Here is a 23,149-nt window from a genome sequence, read left to right as displayed (position 1 = left end):
TAGCCTTATACTGCACTAATGCGCTCTGGGTTCGCTTCCATTTCCCAATAAGGCAAATGATTTTGAAAAAATTGAAGCGCATGATCCGTTAATTCCCAAAGTCTATCCGTTGTTCTCCAGTCCTCTGTATTTAAATCATTATACCTATTATTTGCACCATAATACCACTCAACACCTGCCGCACCGGAAAGTAAGGTACCCCATAGGACATAGCGCCTAATGGAATCGTGGTTATAATCAACGGAATCCGGGACAACCCCGGTATGCCACATCCCTATTTCATCCATTGCAATGAGCCAAGGATGCCCGGTAGCTTTAGATTTTTTCTTCCATTCCGTTACTACTTTAGCAGCGTTTTCCCTTTTATCGACCTGCAGGGAGAGTCCGTCTAAGTTCTTATAACCGACTATGGAATCCAATACATTACCTCTTGCAGGTTCGTGAGAATGTGTATGCAATAGTATAGGGTAATCGTATGGGTCTATCTGAGTAAGGTAATCGGTCATCGCTTTACGCTGACTATCATTCTGCGCGATAGGCGTGAATTCTGCAAAACCATTCTCCTCGCCCAAATTCCATTGGAGACCCAAATGGTGTCCAAACCGAGCTACCATTTCCTGAAAGTATAATTGCCTTAAGGAACCAGTATCTCCATTATCCAACATCGTTTCATTTTCCGTTTCCTGTAAAACCGCATGCAAAAAAATACCCTTGGACTGCATGTGTTGAAAAACGATTTCCCATTGCGCCAGTTTACTAACATCAAAGCGGGTGAAATCGTCCGGTTCCGCATAGGGCCAAACATCCTTACCATCGCCCTTAATGTTCATCGTTAAAAAGTAGGCGACGTTCATTCCTTTAGAGGCCAGATAATTCATAGCCCCCACAAGACCTTTACCTTTGTCATTTTGCCAAGTGGGGTCGCCACTATTCCAATCTTTTAAATGTGGTTCGTATTGATGTAAAAGTTGGCTGGTCTTGGATTCGCCATCCCTTTCAGCAGCCTGCATCCTATACGTACCGTCAAAATCCCCATAGGCCAGTAAATTTTCTGGACTATCGGCACCACCCTTTATCCAATAGGTGTCGGAATGCTGAAATTTGAAGTAGCCGTTAGCATTCACCAATCTCCCTTGAGCCCTAAAATCCGGGGCTTTTTTATTAGATGGAACGACCATGAATTTGCCACTTGCATCTGCAATGGGCAATTTTTCAGTGTTGGCCGTTATTTGCTGTAACGCTATCTCTTCTCCTTTGTATAGTGTAGCCTCATAGCTCCATTCCCCTATTTTGTCCGGCGTAAAACGGACTTGCCAAACAGAACCGGAGTTGGCACTAGTTTCGGCCGCGCTTCCATCAGCCGCATAAAACCCCCTAATTGCATATTGAGATTGCTCATGCGTAAAATTGACCATTGATTTATAATTTAGAAAAGGATTGATTTCGGCTGTCTCGGAAGTTTCCTCTCCATTAAAGGATAAGGTTATGGTATGCCACTTTTGGTATTTAGACAACACCTTATCTTTATCTTCAGTCATACACCCTAGATGAAATAGAATGACAAAAAATAGCATGAATTTCTTCTTAAATTATTTTTTAAACTTTCTTTTTTACAGAAATATTTCTGAACTTTTTTCGTGAACTTCTTAAACAAATACTACCCTATCCAATAAGTCAACTCAACTTATAGTTCGTTTAATTTCCCCACATTCTTTTCCAAAGCTCCTTCAACAGTCTTTTTGCATCCCGTTGAAATTTTGGAGTTTCCTTCACTATGATATCGTCCTCCTTTTTAATTAATTCATACGAGAAAGCGAATTTTTCTTCGTTTTCAGAGAGACTTACCAAACCAAACCTAAGGTCGTTGAAGACAAGTTGTCCATCTTTTTCCGAAAGCGTATACCAGCCCTCGGTTATCGCAATCAGTCTCTTGATTTTTTCATGCGACTTTAAGGTTTTCAATAGGTTTCTATTTTTGGGATAAGCCTTGAACTGAACCGTATCTGAATCAAAAAACGAATAATTCCCAATTAAATAAGCGTCTTTGGTGTCTATATTAGCGGTCCAAAGAACGGTATTGAAAGGAGTGGGCCTTATATCCATCTGGGTATACACTATATTCTGATTTTTAAGGCTATGCTCAAATTTCTTAAATGCGATACTTTTTAAAACCAAAGTAAGAAGTAAATATGCTGAACTTAGTATAAGTCCGGCTACATTGTATTTTTTGCGCAATGGTGCTTCTCTTCTTTGACGCGCTGCCAAGATTAAGCATACCAAAAAAGGAAGGGTATACAAGGGATCTATTACAAATATGCTCTGAAAGGCTAATCTGGTTTTAAAAGGCCAAAAAAGTTGTGTACCCCAAGTGGTAAAGGCATCTAAAATAGGATGGGTGAATAGACCCCAAAACATTAGCCATGACCAATTCTTCCATGTAGCATTACCATTTCTATTTAAGCGCCATACGAGCCAACCAAAAATGGGGGCCAATAGAATAGAAAACAGGATAGAATGGCTAAAGCCTCTATGCCATTCGGTCGCGGTAACTGTATCTGTAAAATAACGTGCTAGTACGTCTAAGTCTGGTATTGTGCCTGCAATTGCACCATAAACCACAGCCTTATTACCCACTTTTTTACCAAGTACTGCCTCCCCTACAGCTGCTCCTAATACTATTTGTGTGAGTGAATCCATAAGTTCCCTAACCCCAAAGGGCAATTTTACTATTATTTTTTGTGTGAAGTCTAACCTCCACCAACTATCAACCGCCAACCATCAACCAGCAACCATAACTCAATCCAAAATCTCCATTTTCTTTAACAAAAACGAAGCGTTCATATTCTGACAAATACCCGCTTTGAACTTATAATCAAAATGCAGTTCGTTCGCTATGATTTCAGCATCAAAATAATAGTTTTTTACCTGTGGTAGTTCCTCGGCAACATCACAAAGACTTAAATCGTGGGTAGCTATAATACCTGTGGAATTTGAAGCAACTAAACGTTCCAAAAATTTTCTAGAACCCTTGGCCTTGTCCGTGCTGTTCGTTCCTTTTAAGATTTCATCCAGAACAATAAAGTAGTGGTCTTTCTGAATTTCGTCCACAATAAATTTTAATCGCTTTAATTCTGAAAAGAAGTACGACTCATCATCCGTTAGAGAATCGGTGGTACGCATACTGGTAATCAATTTTATAGGCTTATAGGTAACAGACTTGGCACAGACCGGAAGTCCGATGTTGGCCATAAGCAACTGTAAGGAAACCGTACGTAGAAAAGTACTCTTGCCGGCCATATTTGCTCCTGTAATAATGAAAAATTCTTCTTCTTTGACTTCAAAATCGTTAAGAATACTTTTTTCAGGTGCTAAAAGTGGATGACCCGCCTGTACCGACTTTACCGTAGGGCCTTCCTTGACGATTGTTGGAAACGTATAATCTGGATGGTTAAATGCAAAATTACCTAGCGTACAGTAGGCATCATAAAAGGCAATAGTATTGAACCAATTCTCAACATCACTTCCGTAGATGCTAATCCACTTTTCCATCTTAAAACAGGTTGCTAAGCCCATAAGAAACAGCCCATTTCCAAAAATGAGGTAGATGATATTGTTGTTCCTATCCAAGCTGTTCAATAGGTTTGAAAATTCTTTTAAGGTTTCTGAAGTTTTACGACCATCGCTTAAGATTTGACTCTTTTTATCCTTCAAAAAATCCGATGTGAACTCTTGCTCCTCTATTAACCGTAATAGTTTTGAATACTGATGAAACGTAGCTAACAATTTACCGGAATTTGCGCCAAGTCTGGCTATTTGCCTGGTGTAAATCCCCGTAAGTAACAATCCGAAAACCACCCAATAGATTAAGATGGACTCCGCAATGAAATCCATGAAATAAAGCGTAAACAGGAAAACTGAAATTCCAGAAAATATCCAAGGTAAAACCTTCATGAACTTTGGCACAAAGGGCTTATAATTGTTAAGCCAGTTTATAATAGTTGGTGTAGGCGTATCCGTTTTAACCATACTGGCCGTTGCAGAAAATTCTTGTCGCCATTGCGGATTTTTAGCCAATTCTGCAATACCTTTTTGCTTTTGCTTTATGGCATCGATGCTGTTTTCTTTTAAAAGGTACGCAAGCATGTCTGCACCTTCCCTTAGTGCGGTTCTATTGCTATATTGATAAAACGAACCCTTCCCAAAAAGGTCGATATCTTGACTGTAATAGTGGGTACTATCCTTAAATTCATCACCGCTGGGCAGATGGTGAAAATCTCTTTTCAGTACCTGAATTTCCGTTTCATTGATGGCTATCAATGTCTTTAACCTATCTCGCTTCTGCTGCAAATTTGTATGTCTTGACACGAGATACAGGAATAAAATAACGGTCGCTAAAAGTACGGCAACAACAAATTTGATAGTATCCCTTAGAAGGTATATCGCAATAACGGCAAGAACAAAGACCCCTAAACGCAACATGCTGGACGCCCATAGCTGCTTTTGCTTTTGGGAAAGTTCTGTAGTGTATTTTTGTGTCTGGTTTTGGTAAAAGGCAAATAAATCTTGCATTCTTCTATTGAACATTTTTAGCGCGAAGACAAACCCAGCGTTGATTGACGCATAAAGATATGGATAAGCCTGCTATTACAATGCCTCTAAAGTAGCCCTTAATTTCTTTGTAAATTTCGCCACTACTAGCTCATACGAATGATCTATAAGTTCCTTGGTTAATTGAGGGTCTATATTATCCAGAAAAACAGTATTCCAGTGCTTTTTACTCATATGCCAGCCTGCAATGACGCCATCATAGGTCTCCCTTAGTTCAATGGCCCTTTCGGGGTCGCATTTGAGGTTTACCTGTGCAGGAACTCTTTCCAGACCGCAAAGTGCGAACATTTTTCCCATAACTTTAAAAACAAGGGTTTGCTCATCAAAAGGAAACCCTTCGGTTACGCCTTTCTTTGCGATGCAGTACTCCCTGAATTCTTCGATATTCATGAGGGACTAAATACCTTGAGAATCATAAACGATTACTTTAGTCCATAATTTACTGGACTCCTCTATAAAAAGTTTGTGCGGTGCTTCATCTTGGTAGTTCTGCTGTGCCTCGGCCGACTCAAAAGAAACAATCAAGGAATAAGTAAAAGACCCATCAACTACATCTCTACTTGCTCTTGGCGGTTTACCGATGAATTTTGTCTTAGCATAGGCGGAGTTATCCAAGAATTTCTGAAGTGACGTTTCAAAAGCTTCACAATCCTCCTTACTATCAGGATTTTCGAGCCAAAAATATACCGTATGGGCAAAATTGGAATCAAACTCGTTCATAGTTTCTTTGTTTTGGGCAAGGGCCGTTAGTGATACGGTTAAAAATAATAAAGTCGTAATTGTTTTCATAATAAATAAGTCTAGTCCTAATTTAAGCAGAGTTCAAATGTGAGCGTTATTTGTCCAACAACTCCTTTTGTTTTTCGGTAATCTCGAGAGCGGTATAATCTAGCTTCCAACCAATGGTTTCTACAATTTTTTCAATAAGAAGCACGGTCTGCAAAGCTTCCTTTCTAGCCGTATCCATTAAACCACTTTCCGGTATTTTCTCTAGGATATGATTTTTTGCCTCTTGGTTCAGCGTAGTCAGATCATCAGGGGTAAATGTGTTGAAAAGTCCGTTTTTTACATCGTAAAATTCCATTTCTGGGGATATGGAAAGTACCTCTGGCTCAGGAAAATTGGTTAGGATGATTTTCTTCTTTCCGTCATCGGCATGCATCAGGATTTTCTTCAGATCATACCCTATCTGCGCTTTTGCTTTAATAACTATGAGGGCTTTTTTCTTGCTGCTCACCAAGCTTAGAAAGCGTTCTTTGGTATTCTCATACTTATAAATCTCGGCAAAGTCTCCCTCCACGGATATTAACTTACATACACTTCTTATTTTTTCTAACAATACGGTAGATTGATGCGATGTAATCTCCTTGCTTTGTTTTTTTCTAAAGAAAGAAAATAGCCAGTACATGCTAATGGCTCCTAATATTAATCCCAGAAAAACTTCTAACACATTATCCATTTTTATTCCCTGTTTCACCTAAGTGTGTAAACTTGAACCCGCGATCATATTTAAGTCCGTACCCAAAGATTCTATCCATGGCGGCATGCGAAAATACAATAACGCCTATTAATTGAACGGTTGCGAAAGAAAAATACATGCCGAAAAAGTATAGGACAATAGCAATTCCACGATGATGAAAGAGATTGTAAAGCCTAACCCCCATCTTATTATTGACCAAATATCCTAACATCCCCACATCTGGCAATAACAATAATACCGGAAACAACCACCATTGATATCCCAACAAACCGAACATGAATACCCCTAAAAGAAACAGGGCCAATTCTTCTAATTTTAGCAGGGTTCTCATCGCTATTTTATTTTATAAAGCACCGGTCTACTTGGGCTAGCATCATTTTCAAAAGGAGCAACCTGTAGGTTTAGAAAATAAGCTCCATCGGCAATTGTGTTAGGTACATATATGAATTCCGTTATAGTAGCTTTATGTCTTACATCACCATTAAAATCCCAAAAGGCCTTATGCGCCAATAAGGCACCATTATCTTTTTCCTTGTCTATGGAAGGCAAATCGATCAATAGGTGAGTGATTCCTTTTTCCCTTAAATACATAGCAGCTTCTTCCAACAGATAAGGCGGATTGGTATTTGAATATTGTCGCGTTATTTTAGTTGCCGTATTGGGTAAGGTCCTAATGACCAAAGCCGCTGCATCTGCATTCTTGATAGCATTTTGCAACTGTTTTTTAGAAATCACGAAGTCGTTCCCTACTTTTCCCGGGGCAAGAGTTATTAATTCCGCTAAGAAAAAATAGCTGTTTAGCGCCTTGTTTACGGATTTAAAATCCTTGGTAATGTGCCCCACACATTCGGTATGCGTTCCATGTGCATGGGGATTGAAACTAATATCATTAAAATTTGTCGAAGCTCCCGCGGCAACACTTCCTATAAAATCGCCCTCTTTGTGTGGTTCTATTTTAGGGTGATTTACGTACCATGCATTTACATTGGTCTGGTCCCCTTTTAAGGGCATTGAAATATCCAATGGCTTGGACAAATTTATTTTATAGTCCTTCTTTTTGTATATTATTTTAGCTTTCAATGTATTAGGTCTCGGCGATTGCAGTGGATACGTTTCTTTTAAGTCAGGTTAAGGTTCTCTATTTCCCTTTACCGCGAAATTTTAGTGCTTACAAGTTAATCATAAACAGGTCCGCCGCAATCCCGTCGGCCAAGAATTTACCTTTTTTTGTTGCTAAAAGCACATCTCCGTCTAGGTATAACATATGCTCTTCTATGTATTTGTCTGCTTGTAACATTAAATAATCTTTGTAATTATTGCCATACTCAGCAGCTATTCTAGATAGCGAAACACCCCAAATGGTACGTAAACCGGTCATTACGTACTCGTTGTACTTATCGGTAGTAGAAAGTACCTCAACCTCTATGGGGAGTTCTCCTTGTTCAATGGCCTTTAGGTATTTTGGGTTATTGTTGATATTCCATCCGCGGCTAGTTCCATCAAAAGAATGCGCGGAGGGCCCTATTCCGAGATATTTTTTCTGCTGCCAGTAGGCCGAATTGTTCTTGGAAAAATATCCAGGTTTACCAAAATTGGAAATCTCATAACAGGAATACCCCGCATTACTTAAGGTTTCGTTTAATATATTGAAATGTTCCTGTGCAATCTCATCCTCCACAGGCTTTACCAAGCCTTTTTTAACAAAGCTGGCCAAGGCGGTATTAGGCTCAACGGTCAGGGCATAGCTAGATATATGCGGAATTTTGAACGTTAGGGCCTTTGCGATGTTCTCTTTCCACCGTTCATTGGTCATGTTGGGCATTCCGTAAATGAGGTCAATAGAAATATTATCAAAATAACGGCTCGCTAGTGCAATGCAGTCTTCAGCTTCTTTGGCATTATGTGCCCGGTTCATCAGCTTTAAATCTTCCTCAAAAAAAGATTGAATGCCGATACTTAAGCGATTAATAGAACTTTTTGAAAGGGATACTAATTTCTCTTCCGACAAATCATCCGGATTGGCTTCTAAAGTAATTTCCGGAGATACTGCCACCGAATAATTATCATAAACCGCTTTTATAAGACGATTTATTTCTTCCGTTTCCAGAACGGACGGTGTTCCTCCTCCAAAATAAATCGTTGCTACAAGCTCATCTTTAAATTCTTTCTTCCTAAGCTCCAGCTCTTTGCACAAAGCATGTACCATAACTTCTTTCTTGATCATACGTGTAGAAAAATGAAAATCGCAGTAATGACAAGCTTGTTTGCAAAAAGGGATGTGGATGTAGATTCCCGACATTTAGTAAACAGTTAGCTGTTGGCAGTTGGCAGTTTTTTATGGTTCATTTTACTCCAAATTTGCCAGGGTTATTTATCATATAATAAATTAACCTTCCAACCTCGTCACTCACTTTTATGAGCTCTTCAAAAGTAGGTTGATCGATATAATTACATGCAAGAGAAAATTCTAGCCAACCTTGTGTTTCAGAATTTTCAGAATCACTATCCGTAAGCTTACTTACAAAATGCTTAGGATAGCTCCTTTTTCTATAAGCTTCCGAAATATTAATAGAAACACTCCTGGATGATCTTCTTACCTGGTCTGTTAAAGAATACCTTTCTTCTTTTGGAAAAGATTTAGTCAATTCGAAAATTCGCATGGCAAGATCAAATGATTTTCGATATGCCAATAAATCTTGAAACTTCATAAATACTCGTATTTTTATAAGTTATTTTTTCTGCCAACTCAATACTGCCAACTGAACACTATTTACTTTTTAACCCGTTGACTATTCTGCTTCACAAAGGCACTCCAACCCGTATACGATTTACCGACCTCTACCCTACCTTCATTATAAAAATGACAAACTGCTGCCGCAAGACCATCGGTACTGTCCAAATTTTTTGGTAAGGTCTTAAGGCCCAAAACGTTTTGCAACATTCTGGCCACCTGTTCCTTACTAGCATTACCATTACCTGTAATAGCCATTTTTATTTTTTTAGGCAAATATTCCGTGATAGGAATCTGTCTGGAGAGTCCAGCTGCCATGGCCACGCCTTGCGCTCTACCCAGTTTAAGCATGGACTGTACGTTCTTTCCGAAAAAGGGCGCCTCTATCGCTATTTCATCAGGGTGATAGGTGTCTATCAGCTCTATGGTCCGTTCAAAAATGAGCTTCAATTTAGTATAGGGATCGCTATATTTTTGAAGTAAGAGTTCGTTCATTTGGATGAACTCCATTTTCTTCCCCACTACCCTTATGAGACCAAAGCCCATTATCGTTGTTCCGGGGTCTATTCCTAAAATTATCTTTTCGTTCGCCAAATTCTTACTTGGTATTTAATTGAATAGGAATTCTAAACTTGGTGCTCACCGGTATTCCTCTTTTTAATGCCGGGGCAATTGCCGGAACGTTCTTTAAGCTCTGGCTAATAATACCATCAAATTCTGGCATTTGTTTTACAATGTCCGCATCCTTCTCAATGTCAACAATGGTAATCCTACCCTCGGTGTCAATAACAAAGATAACTGCTACAACGGGGTTTTTGGCTGAATCTACGGTAAATTCAAACTCGTTCAAAGTTGCTTCAAAATGCGTGATTAGTTTATTTTCGAAACACAAACGCTGATTTTCCTTTGAAGCGGTCTCGTCACAGGATAGAAAAAGCGGATAAGAATCAATGGAATTCCAGTCAATTTCGCGTAGTTCGGCGTTGATAAGCTCTTGGGTTCTTTTTTCTTTGGATTCAAAGAAACTACAAGAAGCCAAGTTGCAACAAATCAGAACTATAAAAAACCGTTTCATGCCACCGAAAGTATGGTGGAAATTACGAATTTTTACCTAGTTTAATCCGCTTCAAAATGTATTTGTTCCTTTAATTCCGAAACCCGTTTTACTACTATTTCTGATAAATAGGGTTGTGCTTTACCGTATAACTCGATGAAATTTTCATAGTGCTCTAATTTCTTATCCGCATTTTCCGATAACCGATCGTATACGGTACATATCTGAAAATAATGGCGCGGTTCCGTTGGCATTTCCTTGTGAGCAAGGGTATAGTATGCCAAGACCTTTTTTAAATCTTTTCTTTCTCGTGCCAAACCTGCTAGAGCACTGTAGCCCTGTGCAAAAATGGGTCTTTTAACGTCCATAGCGGTTTTAATAAAAATCGCTGCACTATCTAACTGCTTATTCTTTCGGTATACCTCAGCCAAACTAAAATAGGCTTCCGAATTGGTCTCGTTCTTTCTGATTAAAGTTTGGTACGCTTTCTTGGCCTTGTCAAAATCCCAATTCTTATAATAGCTATAACCTAATTTTTCATATGTGTATGCTTTGCGCTCCCCCAGTTCTAGCACCTGCTCAAACCAAGGAATGGCTTTTTCATATTGCCCATCGTTGTAATAAATCAGCGCCTTTAAGTTTATTAGGGAAACGTCGTTTTCATAAAATCGCAATCCGGCATCAACATACCGCAAGGCATTGTCACGTTCTTGCTTAATCGTAAAATATTTCCCCAATTGAAAAAGACTTCTTAGGTGCATACTATCTATTCTAACGGCATTCTTAAAAGCTACCAAACTACTTGCTGGCTGCTCCAGTTCCCGAAAAGATTCGCCCAAGTAGTAGAAGTATTCTGGATTCTGATTATTAGTAGCAATGAGATCAGTAAACAGCTTCCTAGCCTCGTTAAAGTCTTTGACTTTGAACCTGAGTTTCCCCAACTCAAAACATGCCATCTGCAAATCAGGGTGATCCTTGACCAGATTCTCGTACTGTACCATAGCCTTTTCAAAATTCCCAATAGCTTTATAGCATCGTGCAATTTGCAAACCAGAAGATATACTCCCTTCAGATGCATAAGCATTAATAGCTTTCGTGTAATTTCCTACCGCATAAAGACTGTCCGCAAGTGACAATGTAGAGGATTGGGCTATGCCATTGAAAACTATAAGTAATACCAGCAAGAAAATCCTCTTCACAATTCTAAGAACTATTTTAGTTTAAAAGTAACTGGAATTGAAAAGGGAACATCCACTGATTCTCCTTTATGTTGACCTGCTGTCATTTTAGGTAATCTTTTGATAATACGCGCTACCTCATTTTCCAATAACCTATCAGGACCTCTCATCTTAACATTTCCGATACTTCCATCATTTTGAATGGTGAAAATAACATTGACCCTACCCTGAATGCCTTTATCCTGTGCTTCCTGGGGATAATTAAAGTTCTTACTGATATGTTTTTGTATCCGTTCATTAAAACAAGCTCTTTTATCCGCTGAGTTTTCGCATCCTGGAAAAACTGGAACTTCATCCACTACGGCGAATGGAATTCCACTATATGTAATTTCTCCCTTCTCTCCAGATAGACCCTTAAGATCTCTCGGAAATGTATTGTAGATTAATTTTGCCAATTGATCTTTCTCATCTTGTGTAAGAGAGTCCTTATTATTTATTTCCAGTTCAAGAGCCTCAATTTTTTTAGATAGCGGTGATTTTTTCTTTTCTTCGGACGATATTTCATTTTGGCAAGAGGTATACAACAACATACCAAGTAACACAGGTACTATTGTTAAATATTTTAATTGCCAGATTTTCTTCGATTTTGATTTTTGTAACATGACGATTCGTTTTTTGATTAATGAGGTTTTAAAAAATTGGTTGACAAAAGAGATATGTTGGGTTTGAAAAACCTGAGATAACAGAAGTTCATAATGAGATTTCCGTTCTTCCTTGGGTATTTGGGCATCCGCAATAAATTCGTGTAACTCGGCTATTCTATGTTGATATACATACACCAAAGGATTGAACCAGCCTACGATGCGCATCAGCTCAAAAAAGAGCAAATCCAACGAATGCCTTTGTTTTATATGTACTAATTCGTGAGAGATGATAGCATTATACTCTTTATGGGGCAATTGATCTCCCAAAAAAATAGATTTAAAAAACGAGAAGGCCACATGACTGTCCTGGACCAATATTTGGGTGAAATTCTTGAAATAATGAATAGTTCCTTTTGACCTAAGTTGATGCAGACGCCACAATTTGGAGACAAACCAAAGAAAGGATAACAAAGCACCTATTATAAAGACCCACTCTTGCCAAGCGAGGGAAAACCCTTGGTTTACTTCCGCATTCAACAAAATAGGTTTTTGGTCCAAATTCCAAAGAAATTCAGAATAACCTTGAAATGTCCGTGGCACTTCGCTGCTAAAAGCATCTATCTTAATCCACGGTAACAGTAACGACAGGCTATACGTAGCTATTAAATAAACCCTGTTCCATTGAAAAAAGGTCTCGCTTTTCAAAAAGAAATCATAGATAACGAGAAACACCAATTGAAAGGCGATGCACTCTAGAATATACTGTATCATGCCATTATTTTTTATCAGGTTTTCTGTTTACCGCCTTAGGCGCGGCAGTCTTTATTTCGTTCAGGATAGACTCCAGTTCGGACAAACTCATATCGTTCTTCTTCATAAAAAACGACACCATACTCTTAAAAGAACCCTGAAAATACCCATCTACCAATTTATTGATGGATTGATGACTATAGTCCGATTTCTTTAATAATGGAAAATACAAATAGCCCTTTCCTTCCTGCTCATGATCTACAAATCCTTTATTCTCTAATATTCGCACAATAGTAGATACTGTATTGTAAGCCGGTTTAGGTTCTGGAAGCTGCGCAATAATCGCAGCAACGTTGCCTTTTTCCAACTTCCAAAGAACCTGCATTACCTCCTCTTCCGCTTTTGTTAATTGTTTCATTCAACTAAAGTTTTAGTTCATTTCTAAAACAAATATAACTAAATTTTTAGTTTAAACTAATTTTTTAGTTCAAAAATCTGTCGTTATATTCCGTACCGAAAGGTTTCCTTCTCTAATGGTAACAAAACCTACTAAAAAAAGACCCTTTATTAAAAGGTAACCACGACTTTTCCCCTTACATAAAAAGGCGTTCCTGGTGTAAAATGGATTTCTTCAACAGCATTGATTTCATTGAAAAGTCGGCTTTCCGTAGCAAACTGGGTTTCGTTCCATTCCGTATCGAACAAGTTTTCCACAATCAGCCCAAACGTCCAATTTTTGATAGAATAATTCAGATTAGCGTCTGAAACAAAATAGCCTTCGGCCACGATGGAGTTATCTTCATTTGCCGGTCTGCTATCTACGTATCTATAGTTAAGTCCTGCCGAAAAACCTTTTTGCGTATCTATCGTAAATCCGCCAGTAGACGTAAAATCCGGTGCTAAGGGAATAAAGTCGAAGCCATTCGGCTCCTCGGTGCTTCTTCCCTGCGTATAATTGGCATCGGCATATACATACAACCAATCTGTTGCCTGATACCTTGCTCCCATCTCGGCTCCCAAGCGTCTTGTTTTTCCGCTTGGCTCAACGATTCCTGCATCGCCTACGTAAACGAACTCTTGTTCCAAGAACAAGGTCCACAAGGTAGCGTTCAAAACCAGCTTGTTCACAGGTTTGATTATGGTTCCCAAATCAACACCGTAAGCGGCAGGCAAAATATCCTCACCACCATTGGCTACCACCACCCGTGTGTCATTGGAATGAAATCCGATTCCCGTTTTCAAAAAGAACTGTATGTTCTGGTTGGGACTGTAAATGGTATTGAACTTTGGACTAAAAGCCACTTTGTCCTCGCTCTTATTGTCGTAAAGTTCACTCAATTTGTTTACATAGTTGAACCCAAAATAATCCAATCGCACGGACGGATTAAAGGTAAAGTTTCCTGCTTTTAGTTTGGCATCAAAAAAACCGTAGGTGTTCACCTCGTCCACACCCCCAAAAGAAATGCGGTTCAGCGTGGTCCGTCTGTTCAAAGTACTGGAGAGTTCGTTATCATCCACATTATCGTACCTAAAGCCCAGACCGGCCTTATATTCCAGTCTCTGCTTTCCCCAGTTTTCCTTATATTCCTCAAAAACGGATTCCGCCCCGACGACAATCCTATTTTCGAACTGGCGGATTTGATCTCCATTTTCAGGATCTTCCAAAAAGAAGGTAAAGTTGGAAAAAAGCTCAAAATCATATTTAGACAGGTAGGCATTGGTCTTAATAGAACTTCCAGAATCAATAGACTTCCTATGGTTTAACAGAAAATTGGTTCTACTGGTCTGCCCACCTTCCGTATCGTCAATGGAACCGAACCTGCTTATCAACCCCTCATCAACGGCCCGCTGCGGAATTTGTCCGGAGGCATCCCATTTGCTCTGAAAATGAGAAGCGGTAAGCAACAGTTCTTGATCTCCCGGCAATTGATACCGGTACCTGCCCAAAATATTGATACGGTTAAAATTCTGTGGAGACTCCACCGGACCGTCCGTTATATATAATTCGGATGCTATATAGGCACTACTATTACCCTTGTTCAATACATTGAACATACCCAAAAGCCGTTGGGTATTGAACTGGCCCAACTCTAAGGATACCAGGTTATGGTCTAGCGACTTTCTCAGTCTTAAATCCACATAGCCCGCTGTGCTAAAATTACCTTGATCCGCATAGTAGGGCCCCTTGCCAAAATTTACGTTTTGAATCGTCTCCGGAATTACAAAGTGTAGATCTGCGTACCCTTGACCATGTGCATGAGAAACCATGTTGACAGGCAACCCGTCTACACTTAGCGCAACATCGGTTCCATGGTCCACATCAAACCCGCGCAGAAATATTTGTTCAGCCTTACCGCCCCCGGCATGTTGACCAATTATAAGTCCCGGTACCTTTCGTAAGATTTCCTGAGATGACTTTACGGGGTTTGTCTTGACATCTATATCCACTATTCGGCTCAAGGCATCCACTTTGGATACCAGAACCACTTGATCCAAGGAGATTGACGTTTCTTCCATGGTCACCGTTATCGGGTTTTGAAAATCTTGCTCCGAAACCTGAACAACCTTTGTCGCGTAACCCAATCTTGAAAAATAGACGGAGTCGTTTACAGATGTATTATTCAGCACAAAAAAACCAGTACTACTGGAATGGTTGTGTTGACCATTTGTTTTATTAAAAATTCCTACATCCTCTAGGGGTATACCCTTGGTATTTACCAGCTTTCCCCTAAGGTTTTGTGCACTCACCACACCCGTAGTGAGCATGAAAAATGCAAATAGTATATATTTCATCTTTTATGTTTTTATCTGTTGCTCATTTTTACAATGTTTTTTACATATAAGTACCCATCCTTATTTCACCTATAGCGATATGGACAAGGAGCACGAACATCAAGTACATTGGGAGACCTTCCATATACACTAGGCACAACTTACGCGGCAAAAAAGTACAAGGAGACCTTGGGCAACATTCTTATTGAATTTTCTAAATTACTTTCCCAGAAAAAGGAAAGCTTTTGATGTGCTAGCTAAAGTATTTGGGAGGGGGTGTAGGCACATTACGGTTTTTTTGGTATTCGTTTTGAGCATAATCAAAATTATTATTGGTTAGGCTTTTGGATATAAATTCCGTCCCCCATGCCATCCTATTGAGGAGATGTTTATCCAATACTAATTCTTGGGTTTTTTGTTGTTGGTCCCGATGGTCCTCGTAGCTACCCAGGATATTTTTCAAGAACGCAAGTATCTCATGTGAATGTCCATGTTCAACCTTGTTCGGATGAACTGTTTTTATTGCCTTAAAATCAGTATCATGAGCATGTTTTTGTTCGTGGTCATGATGATGCCCTTGTATTGAAAGACTATGCGAGACTGTATGAAACATATTGAGAAGAGATGTCCGAATGGGCACAATTAAATACAATACCGCAATAAGCACACAAATTTTACGTGCTATTAATTTTAAGGGATATCTATAAGTGGACCTCAAGGTTTTTTGAATTTTTTATGATTTATACGCTTTACCGATTATATCTACGCAGTTTAAGATAATAGGTTTTATTTTAGGCGAAATTTGTAACAAATAGGACTTACTTTTGACTAATCTTTGAGCTTATGGATATTGCACTACTTATTATTGGGTTTATTTTTATGATTACAGGAATTCTAGGTAGTTTTTTGCCCGTACTACCCGGGCCGCCCATTAGCTGGATCGGGCTTTTACTCCTCTATCTAACCAACGCGGTTCCAAACAACTGGTGGATACTGGGGATGACCCTAGCGGTAGCCCTTCTCGTCTTTGCTTTGGATTACATTATACCTGCAATGGGCACGAAAAAATTCGGAGGTACAAAAGCGGGTATGATCGGAACTACCATTGGGTTATTGGTAGCTATATTCTTTCCGATTCTAGGTCCGTTAGGAATTATTATCTGGCCATTTGTAGGTGCGCTTGTAGGAGAATTACTGAACAAGGCAGACAAAAAAACCGCTACTAAAGCGGCTTTTGGTTCCTTTCTAGGTTTTTTGACAGGAACTTTCTTAAAATTTTTGGTGACCATCGTATTCCTAGGACTTTTTATTACAACGGCTTGGGAGTATAAAGCGGCTCTTTTTCCCTATTTTGATTAGTCTAACCACACCACTTTCCCGGAAATAGGTTTTCTTGTTCTTTCCGGTAATTCGCCATCGTAGTAGCCCATATAGAAGAATCCCAAGCATTTCTCACCTTCCTCCATGGGAAGAAATTCGTCCATATACGTAATGAGCCCTGGAGAACTCCAATAACAACCGATACCTAGCTCCGTACAACAAAGCCACATATTCTGCACCGCCATGGCAGTTGCTGCAATCTCTTCCCATTCCGGAATACTTTCCAAAGGGTCTCGTTGCATACAAATAGCGATAATAGCTCCAGCTTTTTTTGGGTTTTCAATGAGCTTCTTCGCTTTTATTTGCTTGGGTTTGGGCGTAATATCAATGTAGGTGTTCGATAAAAACTCGCCCAACTCAGCCTTTTTTGTTCCTTGTATTACCTTAAACCGCCAGGGTTCTGTTTTCTTGTGATTGGGTGCCCAATTAGCGGCTTCCAATATTAGCTCAATATCCCTTTTTGCAATAGGCTTTTCAATATACTGCGCTGGGAATATAGAGCGTCTCTCCTTTATTAAATCAAATATCATAACAAGTAATTTTAGGATGAAGATCTACCTAAAAGTAAATCCATACAATTTTTTAACACGGGATTAGCGTTTTCCTTCCTCCATATCACCGAAAGTAGCGCGCGCTGTTTTAGCGCCTTCAACTCAACAAACTTCACTTTCATCTGAAATCCGGCTTGTAGGGCCGTTGGCACAATGGCAATACCCAAGTTGTTCTCCACCAATTTAAATATCGTATGCGCGTGTACCGACTTATGTGATACTTTAGGCACAAAACCGGCATCGGAGCAAATACTCATTATCGTTTCAAAATAGTAAGGACTATAAGCTTGGCTGAACAGTATAAAATTATCTTCTGAAAACTGATGCATGCCTTTATAATCCCTTGTAAGCATAGGATAACTCTCTGGTAGCACCAAAGAAAACGTATCCTCAAAAATGGTTTGCATATGCAAAGCTACAGGCACTCTGGCCAATCGCACAAAACCGATATCCAATTCGTCTTTCAACACCGCGTCTACTTGGTCTTGATTGGCACGCTCCTCTAAGGAAGTTTTTATTTTAGGGTAGTTATCCCGCAACTGCAAAAGCAAATTAGGAATTACGTTCTGCATAGCGGAGCCTAGAAATCCAATACGGATTTCACCAGTGTCACCTTCCCCTATCAACTGCAACTGTCTCTTTGTCTCTTTTAACTGTTTTAATATGGCTTCCGATTGCGTTTTTAAGTAATGTCCCGCAGGTGTAAGCGCCACCTTCTTTTTATTTCGCACAAATAGTTCTACCTGCAGAAGGTTCTCCATCTGTTTAATTTGCCGACTTAGGCCAGGTTGAGAAATAAATAATTTTTCCGCAGCCTTTCTAAAGTGCAGTTCTTCCGCTACCGCCAAGAAATAGGATAGATGTCGTAATTCTATTTGAGAACTCATAGTTATTAATTGTATACAAAAATAGTATTGGTAATTATCAAACTTAATAAATAAATTTATGGAACTAAAACATAGATAATGGTTACCGCACCAAAAACATTTAGATTAGGAGAGGATTGGCTTACCGCAAGTATCGCCATAAGCATCTCAAAGGGTATTACTGACCTCACGATAAGTCAAAAAACCAGAGATAATGTAATAACCAGCTGGGGAATTGTGCAGAACATTGTGGATAAGGGACATCCGGTATATGGAATCAACACCGGTTTTGGTCCGCTCTGCACTACAAAAATCTCTTCTTCTGAAACCAATGTACTACAAACCAACATTCTTCAAAGCCATAGCGTAGGCGTGGGCAAACCCATTTCTAAATCCATTGCGAAGTTGATGCTGGTCTTAAAGGCCCATTCTTTGGCAAAAGGTTATTCCGGTATTGCCGAAGCTACGCTGAACAGAATAGTTTGGCATATAGAAAATGATGCTATTCCCATAGTACCTTCTCAAGGTTCGGTAGGAGCTTCGGGTGATTTAGCACCCTTATCCCACCTGTTCCTTCCACTAATAGGCCTTGGAGAAGTGCGGTATAAAAACGAGACGATAAGCACTAAAGAATTATTTAAGAAAACTGACCTCGAAGCACTTGACCTTGGACCAAAAGAGGGTCTGGCACTTATTAACGGAACACAGTTTATAGCCGCCCACGCCGTTAAAGTTGTAGAAAAATTACACTCCGTTCTTTCCCAGGCCGATATTATTGGGGCTATGATGATTGAAGGGCTTCAAGGTTCTGTAAAACCCTTCTATAATGAACTACACGCCTTACGACCTTACAAGGGTAACATTCATGTTGCCAAACGCGTGAAACGATTATTAAAGGGTTCCGAAATTATGGAGGACCATATTGACTGCGAACGTGTACAAGACCCCTACTCACTGCGGTGTATTCCGCAAGTACACGGTGCGTCTAGAAATGCCTGGTTACATCTCAAAGAGTTGTTGGAAGTAGAATTAAACTCCGTCACCGATAATCCCGTAATCATTGATGAGGAACTCACCATTAGTGGAGGTAATTTTCACGGACAGCCCTTGGCAATGGCTTTGGATTATGCCTGTTTGGCGGCATCGGAGATTGGAAATATTTCGGATCGGCGAATTTATTTGGCGCTGGAAGGCAATAGCCCCGGAGTTCCTAAATTGTTGATGAAGGATACGGGCATCAATTCTGGCTATATGATTCTTCAGTATACTACGGCTGCCCTCGCCAGCGAAAATAAGGGACTTTGTTTTCCGTCCAGTGCGGATAGTATTCCCACGTCATTGGGTCAAGAAGACCATGTAAGCATGGGCTCCATTGGCGGGCGTAAGGCCCTACAGGTCATTGGAAACGTAGAAAAGATATTGGCCATAGAACTATTGACCGCCGCCCAAGCTTTCGAATTCAGGAAACCCATGAAGTCTGGTGTTTTTCTGGATGAAATCCATAAAGAAATTCGAAAAAAAGTTGCCTTTGCCGATAAGGATAGGGTATTTGCCGATGATATTGAAAAGGGAATTAAGATGATAAAAAACAACACAATTAGTAAACTGATTGAGCGTATTGGAGCAAAAGAAGGGATATCTTTAAAGACAAAGTATTCCAATGAATTTGAAACCTACTAAATAGTTTTTACAATGAAAAAATTAAAGCTTCTTGGCCCTATTAAGCAAATAGTTCCCATGACCGGTCTATCCTTAAAAGGGGCACTATTGGACGACCAGCTCCTTGTTTTAAAAGATGCCGGCATCCTACTTGAAGAAGAAAAGATAAAATCCGTAGGTAATTTTGATGCGTTACGAACGCAGCATAAGGAGGCGGAACTTCATGAGCTAAAAGGAGACCATACCTGTCTTCCGGGCTTTATCGATGCTCACACACATATTTGTTTTGGAGGCTCAAGGGCCAATGACTATGCCATGCGAAATGCGGGCAAAACCTATTTAGAAATTGCAAAAGCCGGTGGTGGTATTTGGGATACCGTTATGCAAACGCGCAAAGCCACAAAGGAAACCTTGGTAAAAAGCACTAAAAAAAGGGCCAATAGACATTTAAAAAACGGAGTAACCACCATTGAAGTAAAGAGCGGCTATGGTTTATCTGTTGCAGAGGAACTTAAAATGCTACACGCAATACAAGAGGCGAACGAAACCATTGCTAGCGATTTAATAGCCACGTGCCTAGCGGCGCATATGGTTCCCAAGGATTATAAAGGTAGCGCGGAAGCCTATCTGAAAGAAATCAGCACTGAGCTTTTTCCAATTTTAAAAGCTAAAAAATTAACCAATCGCATAGATGCCTTTATTGAGGAAAGTGCTTTCTCAGCAGCACAGATTACAGCCTATTTTGAAAAAGCAAGGCAAATGGGTTTTGACATCACGGTTCATGCCGACCAATTTTCTACTGGAGGGAGTAAAGTGGCTATAGATTTTGAAGCCCTAAGTGCGGACCATTTAGAGGCCAGTACCAATACCGAAATAGGACAATTATCAAATAGTAATGTTATCGCAAACGCTTTACCAGGAGCATCTATAGGACTGGGATGCACTTTTACCCCTGCCAGAAAAATTTTGGACGCAGGCGGTGCATTGGCCATTGCCAGTGACCACAATCCAGGTTCTGCTCCAATGGGTGATCTCTTAACACAGGCAGCCATATTGGGAACCTTTGAAAAATTATCCAATGCCGAGGTATTGGCCGGAATAACCTTTAGGGCGGCGGCGGCTTTAAATCTAGAGGACAGAGGCCGATTGGAAAAAGGTCTTTTAGCGGATTTTAGCCTTTTCCATACTGGAAATTATCAAGAAATCTTATACAATCAAGGTAATCTGAAACCCTGCATGGTTTGGAAAAAAGGAGCATTGGTTTTTGATAAGCATAAAGGTTGATTCCGTCGACTACGCTCGGGACAAGGGTTGATGGTTGATGGTTGATGGTTGATGGTTGATGGTTGATGGTTGATGGTTGATGGTTGATGGTTGATGGTTGATGGTTGATGGTTGAAAATAAAAAAAGACAGTGTAATTAAGCATAAAATGGATTTTAAATCACAAATAGTACAAGGTATTCCACAAGAACTTCCTCCAAAAAAAGAGCGTTCAATAGCAGTGAGTCACGCTCCTAAACGAAAAGAGATATTATCGCTCGATGAAAAAAAGCTGGCCATCAGAAATGCGCTGCGATATTTTCCCAAAGCTTGGCATACGGAACTATCAAAGGAATTTGCCGTAGAGCTTAAGGACCATGGTAGGATATACATGTACCGATTTATGCCAGATTATGACATGTACGCGCGTCCCGTTCAAGAATACCCCGCTAAATCTTCACAGGCCGCCGCTTTAATGCTAATGATACAGAACAACCTTGATCCCGCTGTAGCCCAACATCCTCAAGAACTTATCACCTACGGAGGTAATGGAGCCGTATTTCAAAACTGGGCGCAGTACCTGGTAACCATGAAGTATTTGGCCACCATGACGGATGAGCAAACGCTTCATATCTATTCGGGGCACCCAATGGGCCTCTTTCCATCGTCGAAAGAAGCACCACGGTTAGTAGTCACCAATGGCATGATGATTCCCAACTATTCCAAACCGGACGATTGGGAAAAATACAATGCGCTTGGGGTCACACAATATGGTCAAATGACCGCAGGTTCCTATATGTATATTGGTCCACAAGGCATTGTTCACGGGACTGCCATTACGGTAATGAACGCTTTTAGAAAAGTACTGGAGAAAGATGAAACCCCGGCAGGGAAAATATTTCTTACGGCAGGTTTGGGCGGTATGAGTGGTGCACAACCCAAGGCTGGAAATATTGCGGGCTGCATTACCATTTGTGCAGAAGTGAATGCCGTCGCAGCGTTAAAGAGACATGAGCAAGGATGGGTAGATGAGCTATTAGATGATATTGATGCACTAGTACATCGCACTAAAAAGGCAATTCAAAAAAAAGAAGTCGTTTCGCTCGCCTTTATCGGGAACGTGGTTACCGTTTGGGAACGCTTTTATCAAGAGAACATATTTATTCATTTAGGCTCCGACCAAACCTCTTTACATAATCCATGGGCGGGCGGCTATTATCCCGTGGACTTGTCCTTTGAAGAATCGAACGTCTTAATGAGTTCCGACCCGGAAACATTTAAAGAAAGTGTTCAGGAATCTTTACGAAGACACATAAATGCCATTAACAAACATGCGAAGAAAGGCACCTACTTTTTCGATTACGGAAACGCTTTTCTACTGGAAGCCTCAAGAGCCGGTGCCGCTGTATACAAAGATGCAAAAGGAAACTTTTTAGACTCCCCTTCTAAAGACCAAAGAGAAAAGGATTGGGCCTACCCAAGTTATGTCCAAGATATTCTAGGTCCAATGTGTTTTGATTACGGTTTTGGACCGTTTAGGTGGGTTTGTGCTTCTGGAAAACCAGAGGACTTGCGAAAAACAGATGCAATAGCCCTGAAAACAATGCAAGATATCAAAAAGACAGCTCCCAAGGAAATTCAGCAACAGATGCAGGACAACATCAAATGGATCGAGGAAGCTGATGGGAATAGACTGGTCGTAGGTTCACAGGCACGTATTTTATATGCGGATGCAGAGGGTAGGGCTAAAATTGCAGCGGCATTTAACCAGGCTATCGCTAGCGGAGAACTTTCAGCTGCGGTAATTTTAGGTAGGGACCATCATGATGTAAGTGGAACAGATTCACCTTTCAGAGAAACAAGCAATATTTACGACGGTAGCAAATTCACCGCAGATATGGCCATACACAATGTAATTGGCGACAGTTTCAGGGGCGCCACATGGGTTTCCATTCACAATGGCGGAGGTGTAGGATGGGGAGAAGTAATCAATGGCGGTTTTGGCTTGGTACTGGACGGCTCCGAAGAGGCATTCCGAAAGCTGAGGAATATGCTGTTCTACGATGTCAACAATGGTATCTCCCGAAGAAGTTGGGCCCGTAACAAAGAAGCTATTTTTGCCATTGAACGAGAAATGGCACGCACGCCGCAACTTAAAGTTACTTTACCTAACTTAGTAGAAGAGGAGTTGTTAAACGGGTTATTTATCTGAAC

At 40.2% G+C, this 23,149-nt stretch carries 23 protein-coding genes; 4 read left to right on the top strand and 19 right to left on the bottom strand.

Annotated elements, in window-relative coordinates:
* Positions 1–5: 5 nt before the first annotated feature.
* From BFP77_RS11165 to BFP77_RS11085, 17 genes are all read right to left on the bottom strand, one after another.
* Positions 6–1,538: a DUF5060 domain-containing protein gene (locus BFP77_RS11165; RefSeq protein ID WP_180272346.1), complete on the bottom strand. Its 1,533-nt coding sequence runs from the start codon at positions 1,536–1,538 to the stop codon at positions 6–8.
* A 157-nt stretch (positions 1,539–1,695) separates the two neighbouring features.
* Positions 1,696–2,697: a metal-dependent hydrolase gene (locus BFP77_RS11160; RefSeq protein ID WP_099574218.1), complete on the bottom strand. Its 1,002-nt coding sequence runs from the start codon at positions 2,695–2,697 to the stop codon at positions 1,696–1,698.
* A gap of 99 nt (positions 2,698–2,796) precedes the next feature.
* Positions 2,797–4,584: a MutS-related protein gene (locus BFP77_RS11155; protein WP_257212945.1), complete on the bottom strand. Its 1,788-nt coding sequence runs from the start codon at positions 4,582–4,584 to the stop codon at positions 2,797–2,799.
* A 60-nt stretch (positions 4,585–4,644) separates the two neighbouring features.
* The gene (locus BFP77_RS11150; RefSeq protein ID WP_099574107.1) at positions 4,645–4,998 is read right to left on the bottom strand and encodes an MmcQ/YjbR family DNA-binding protein; all 354 of its coding nucleotides are present in this window, start codon (positions 4,996–4,998) and stop codon (positions 4,645–4,647) included.
* A gap of 6 nt (positions 4,999–5,004) precedes the next feature.
* The gene (locus BFP77_RS11145; RefSeq protein ID WP_099574106.1) at positions 5,005–5,397 is read right to left on the bottom strand and encodes a Dabb family protein; all 393 of its coding nucleotides are present in this window, start codon (positions 5,395–5,397) and stop codon (positions 5,005–5,007) included.
* 46 nt (positions 5,398–5,443) lie between these two features.
* Positions 5,444–6,067 (bottom strand): DUF4230 domain-containing protein, encoded by a 624-nt coding sequence (locus BFP77_RS11140; protein WP_099574105.1) that lies wholly within the window; start codon positions 6,065–6,067, stop codon positions 5,444–5,446.
* Entirely contained in the window at positions 6,060–6,419 is a 360-nt protein-coding gene (locus BFP77_RS11135) for a DUF4260 domain-containing protein (protein WP_099574104.1), read from the bottom strand. Before BFP77_RS11135 ends, BFP77_RS11140 begins: the two co-directional genes overlap by 8 nt.
* A 2-nt stretch (positions 6,420–6,421) precedes the next feature.
* Complete coding sequence (locus BFP77_RS11130; RefSeq protein ID WP_257212944.1) at positions 6,422–7,168, bottom strand: cyclase family protein; 747 nt, start codon at positions 7,166–7,168, stop codon at positions 6,422–6,424.
* Between the two features lie 88 nt (positions 7,169–7,256).
* Positions 7,257–8,387 (bottom strand): radical SAM family heme chaperone HemW, encoded by a 1,131-nt coding sequence (gene hemW / locus BFP77_RS11125; protein ID WP_099574102.1) that lies wholly within the window; start codon positions 8,385–8,387, stop codon positions 7,257–7,259.
* 43 nt (positions 8,388–8,430) lie between these two features.
* A complete protein-coding gene (locus BFP77_RS11120) occupies positions 8,431–8,796 on the bottom strand; it encodes a four helix bundle protein (protein WP_099574101.1) in 366 nt (121 codons plus the stop codon).
* 62 nt (positions 8,797–8,858) lie between these two features.
* The gene (ruvC, locus tag BFP77_RS11115; RefSeq protein ID WP_099574100.1) at positions 8,859–9,413 is read right to left on the bottom strand and encodes a crossover junction endodeoxyribonuclease RuvC; all 555 of its coding nucleotides are present in this window, start codon (positions 9,411–9,413) and stop codon (positions 8,859–8,861) included.
* Between the two features lie 4 nt (positions 9,414–9,417).
* A complete protein-coding gene (locus tag BFP77_RS11110; RefSeq protein ID WP_099574099.1) occupies positions 9,418–9,894 on the bottom strand; it encodes a hypothetical protein in 477 nt (158 codons plus the stop codon).
* Between the two features lie 41 nt (positions 9,895–9,935).
* Complete coding sequence (locus BFP77_RS11105; RefSeq protein WP_099574098.1) at positions 9,936–11,072, bottom strand: tetratricopeptide repeat protein; 1,137 nt, start codon at positions 11,070–11,072, stop codon at positions 9,936–9,938.
* 11 nt (positions 11,073–11,083) lie between these two features.
* Positions 11,084–12,466: a M56 family metallopeptidase gene (locus tag BFP77_RS11100; RefSeq protein ID WP_099574097.1), complete on the bottom strand. Its 1,383-nt coding sequence runs from the start codon at positions 12,464–12,466 to the stop codon at positions 11,084–11,086.
* A 4-nt stretch (positions 12,467–12,470) separates the two neighbouring features.
* Positions 12,471–12,863 carry a BlaI/MecI/CopY family transcriptional regulator gene (locus BFP77_RS11095; protein ID WP_099574096.1) on the bottom strand — a complete coding sequence of 131 codons (393 nt, stop codon included), beginning with the start codon at positions 12,861–12,863 and terminating at the stop codon, positions 12,471–12,473.
* Between the two features lie 149 nt (positions 12,864–13,012).
* Positions 13,013–15,238 (bottom strand): TonB-dependent receptor, encoded by a 2,226-nt coding sequence (locus tag BFP77_RS11090; protein WP_099574095.1) that lies wholly within the window; start codon positions 15,236–15,238, stop codon positions 13,013–13,015.
* 232 nt (positions 15,239–15,470) lie between these two features.
* Positions 15,471–15,830: a hypothetical protein gene (locus BFP77_RS11085; protein WP_099574094.1), complete on the bottom strand. Its 360-nt coding sequence runs from the start codon at positions 15,828–15,830 to the stop codon at positions 15,471–15,473.
* 230 nt (positions 15,831–16,060) lie between these two features.
* On the opposite strand from BFP77_RS11085, the gene BFP77_RS11080 reads away from it, so the two are divergent.
* Positions 16,061–16,576 (top strand): DUF456 domain-containing protein, encoded by a 516-nt coding sequence (locus BFP77_RS11080; protein ID WP_099574093.1) that lies wholly within the window; start codon positions 16,061–16,063, stop codon positions 16,574–16,576.
* Here the strand turns inward: BFP77_RS11080 and BFP77_RS11075 are convergent.
* Together BFP77_RS11075 and BFP77_RS11070 are read right to left on the bottom strand one after the other, a co-directional pair.
* On the bottom strand, positions 16,573–17,127 hold the full coding sequence (locus tag BFP77_RS11075; protein WP_099574092.1) for a nitroreductase family protein: 555 nt from the start codon (positions 17,125–17,127) through the stop codon (positions 16,573–16,575). The genes BFP77_RS11080 and BFP77_RS11075 overlap by 4 nt on opposite strands.
* Positions 17,128–17,138: 11 nt before the next feature.
* Positions 17,139–18,035, bottom strand: coding sequence for a LysR substrate-binding domain-containing protein (locus tag BFP77_RS11070; RefSeq protein ID WP_099574091.1), 897 nt, complete (start codon positions 18,033–18,035; stop codon positions 17,139–17,141).
* A 78-nt stretch (positions 18,036–18,113) separates the two neighbouring features.
* Here BFP77_RS11070 and hutH point away from each other — a divergent pair, with 78 nt between their 5' ends.
* The 3 genes from hutH (at position 18,114) to BFP77_RS11055 (ending at position 23,147) form a co-directional block, all read left to right on the top strand.
* Positions 18,114–19,694 (top strand): histidine ammonia-lyase, encoded by a 1,581-nt coding sequence (gene hutH / locus BFP77_RS11065; protein ID WP_099574090.1) that lies wholly within the window; start codon positions 18,114–18,116, stop codon positions 19,692–19,694.
* A 12-nt stretch (positions 19,695–19,706) separates the two neighbouring features.
* Positions 19,707–20,957: an imidazolonepropionase gene (hutI, locus tag BFP77_RS11060; RefSeq protein WP_099574089.1), complete on the top strand. Its 1,251-nt coding sequence runs from the start codon at positions 19,707–19,709 to the stop codon at positions 20,955–20,957.
* A 147-nt stretch (positions 20,958–21,104) separates the two neighbouring features.
* The gene (locus BFP77_RS11055; RefSeq protein ID WP_099574088.1) at positions 21,105–23,147 is read left to right on the top strand and encodes a urocanate hydratase; all 2,043 of its coding nucleotides are present in this window, start codon (positions 21,105–21,107) and stop codon (positions 23,145–23,147) included.
* The last annotated feature ends 2 nt before the right edge of the window (positions 23,148–23,149 follow it).

The sequence above is a fragment of the Maribacter sp. 4U21 genome, from assembly GCF_002742365.1.
Taxonomy (GTDB): domain Bacteria; phylum Bacteroidota; class Bacteroidia; order Flavobacteriales; family Flavobacteriaceae; genus Maribacter.
This window is presented reverse-complemented; position numbering and strand designations above follow the sequence as displayed.

What these genes read in the sequence shown, in the direction of transcription:
- BFP77_RS11165 (WP_180272346.1), bottom strand. Translation starts at nt 1,538, where the DNA reads ATGACTGAAGATAAAGATAAGGTGTTGTCTAAATACCAAAAGTGGCAT.
- BFP77_RS11160 (WP_099574218.1), bottom strand. Translation starts at nt 2,697, where the DNA reads ATGGATTCACTCACACAAATAGTATTAGGAGCAGCTGTAGGGGAGGCA.
- BFP77_RS11155 (WP_257212945.1), bottom strand. Translation starts at nt 4,584, where the DNA reads ATGTTCAATAGAAGAATGCAAGATTTATTTGCCTTTTACCAAAACCAG.
- BFP77_RS11150 (WP_099574107.1), bottom strand. Translation starts at nt 4,998, where the DNA reads ATGAATATCGAAGAATTCAGGGAGTACTGCATCGCAAAGAAAGGCGTA.
- BFP77_RS11145 (WP_099574106.1), bottom strand. Translation starts at nt 5,397, where the DNA reads ATGAAAACAATTACGACTTTATTATTTTTAACCGTATCACTAACGGCC.
- BFP77_RS11140 (WP_099574105.1), bottom strand. Translation starts at nt 6,067, where the DNA reads ATGGATAATGTGTTAGAAGTTTTTCTGGGATTAATATTAGGAGCCATT.
- BFP77_RS11135 (WP_099574104.1), bottom strand. Translation starts at nt 6,419, where the DNA reads ATGAGAACCCTGCTAAAATTAGAAGAATTGGCCCTGTTTCTTTTAGGG.
- hemW (WP_099574102.1), bottom strand. Translation starts at nt 8,387, where the DNA reads ATGTCGGGAATCTACATCCACATCCCTTTTTGCAAACAAGCTTGTCAT.
- BFP77_RS11120 (WP_099574101.1), bottom strand. Translation starts at nt 8,796, where the DNA reads ATGAAGTTTCAAGATTTATTGGCATATCGAAAATCATTTGATCTTGCC.
- BFP77_RS11110 (WP_099574099.1), bottom strand. Translation starts at nt 9,894, where the DNA reads ATGAAACGGTTTTTTATAGTTCTGATTTGTTGCAACTTGGCTTCTTGT.
- BFP77_RS11100 (WP_099574097.1), bottom strand. Translation starts at nt 12,466, where the DNA reads ATGATACAGTATATTCTAGAGTGCATCGCCTTTCAATTGGTGTTTCTC.
- BFP77_RS11095 (WP_099574096.1), bottom strand. Translation starts at nt 12,863, where the DNA reads ATGAAACAATTAACAAAAGCGGAAGAGGAGGTAATGCAGGTTCTTTGG.
- BFP77_RS11090 (WP_099574095.1), bottom strand. Translation starts at nt 15,238, where the DNA reads ATGAAATATATACTATTTGCATTTTTCATGCTCACTACGGGTGTGGTG.
- BFP77_RS11085 (WP_099574094.1), bottom strand. Translation starts at nt 15,830, where the DNA reads ATGTTTCATACAGTCTCGCATAGTCTTTCAATACAAGGGCATCATCAT.
- BFP77_RS11080 (WP_099574093.1), top strand. Translation starts at nt 16,061, where the DNA reads ATGGATATTGCACTACTTATTATTGGGTTTATTTTTATGATTACAGGA.
- BFP77_RS11075 (WP_099574092.1), bottom strand. Translation starts at nt 17,127, where the DNA reads ATGATATTTGATTTAATAAAGGAGAGACGCTCTATATTCCCAGCGCAG.
- BFP77_RS11070 (WP_099574091.1), bottom strand. Translation starts at nt 18,035, where the DNA reads ATGAGTTCTCAAATAGAATTACGACATCTATCCTATTTCTTGGCGGTA.
- hutH (WP_099574090.1), top strand. Translation starts at nt 18,114, where the DNA reads ATGGTTACCGCACCAAAAACATTTAGATTAGGAGAGGATTGGCTTACC.
- hutI (WP_099574089.1), top strand. Translation starts at nt 19,707, where the DNA reads ATGAAAAAATTAAAGCTTCTTGGCCCTATTAAGCAAATAGTTCCCATG.
- BFP77_RS11055 (WP_099574088.1), top strand. Translation starts at nt 21,105, where the DNA reads ATGGATTTTAAATCACAAATAGTACAAGGTATTCCACAAGAACTTCCT.